The following is a 1,520-nucleotide window of genomic DNA, read 5'->3' on the forward strand; positions in this document are numbered from 1 at the left end:
CGGAGCTTGTGGAGTGAGGCAATCTTATAGGGTCATTGATAGAAGCCTTGTGAGATTGCTTCGTCCCTCGCAATGACGGCGCGTGAAGAAAGAGATAGTAACAATTGTTACACACTGTACCCGTCAACTTCATTGCTCGCGCCAGCCAGGAGTACTACTTCGGAAAATTAAATGACAGCCAGATTAGAAAAAATGTTGTAATAAGTGACGATGTTACTGAACCCCAAAACAAACCCCAGCTTGCCTGTTTAATTTTTAAGTTTTTAGTTGTCAGCATAACAGATAGGCCAACCATTCCGCAGCCAATAACAATAAAGTAAATAAGTACTGTACTATCCAGCAATTTTAGTCCTACGATTAGTGAGAACTGTAGCATTATTGTAATGAGGTATATAGCTGTTTTCATTTATATATTGTAGGAGCTTTGCATGCGTATGTACGAGGTGCGTGAAGAAAGCAACGCTAGCATGTTTTTACATACTGTACCCGTTGCCGTCATTGCGAACGGAGGAACGGAGTTTGGCAATCTGATTATTATGAGGCACGAGCGGGACGCTCGCGCCAGCTGGGGTAGGACTATTCTTGATAATCATTAAGTAACGAACCATAAGTTCTTACTATTAGTTTTATATCAATATCGAATTGATCTAAAAAATCTTTTATATCTGCTCTTCTAACATATTTTGGATTGTCAAAAACTAATACAATAATAAGTTCAACTTCCTTGTCTTTAAACAAGTAGTTAAATTTTTTTAATTTTAAAATATATTCTTGAATTGATGACAACAATGGCTTTAAAGATTTTTGTGATTCCCAATATTTTATTTCAGCGACTAAGATTTTATCTTGCGTCGATGAATAAGCATCTAAATCTAAAACTGTATCGTTAGATAATAATCTTTGATTAGTTTTAAATAAAGTTTTGTATTGTAATTCTAAATCTTTTACAACCCATCTTTCCGCATTTTTAATCTTTTTGGATAATTCTTCGACTTCATCCACTTCATCTTTAGCTGAATCTTCACTCGTATTTCCTGGATTAAAATTATCGTCTAAATTTTCGACATCTATTTCTGCCTGCTCAGCAGATTCTAATAAGTCGATTTCTTTTTGTTGTTTTTCTTTAATCTTGTTGAGACTTAAAGTTTCTATAAATCCTTCATCATTTCTAAAATCACTAGGTGAATACAGTTTTTCATGATGATTAACAACTAAATATATAAATACAATTAGTATAATTATTGGAAATGTGATTATAAACCAAATTAAAGGCAAGCGCTCATTGGCAGAATTAAGATTTTCTATACTTGTACTTAGTACTAAACAAGCAAACCCATATATTAAGGAAATAAATAAACCTATTATTCCTAATGGATTCTTAGTTAGCCCTGTGGAATTTTTCATAAAGTCGTTAGTAGTTCTCATTACAATTCGTATGAAATATTATAACTGGTTGATTTTATAAAAGTAAGTAAAACATTTCAATGTCAATATTTATTACAAAAAAACGCCCCCAATCC

At 32.8% G+C, this 1,520-nt stretch carries 1 protein-coding gene; it reads right to left on the reverse strand.

Features of this window, described 5'->3' with window-relative positions; all coding sequences use genetic code 11:
* Positions 1 to 576: 576 nt before the first annotated feature.
* Positions 577 to 1,425, reverse strand: coding sequence for a hypothetical protein (locus ACLI09_RS17985; protein WP_411421029.1), 849 nt, complete (start codon positions 1,423 to 1,425; stop codon positions 577 to 579).
* Between the last annotated feature and the right edge of the window lie 95 nt (positions 1,426 to 1,520).

This window comes from Flavobacterium sp. RHBU_24, assembly GCF_046613695.1.
Lineage (GTDB): Bacteria > Bacteroidota > Bacteroidia > Flavobacteriales > Flavobacteriaceae > Flavobacterium.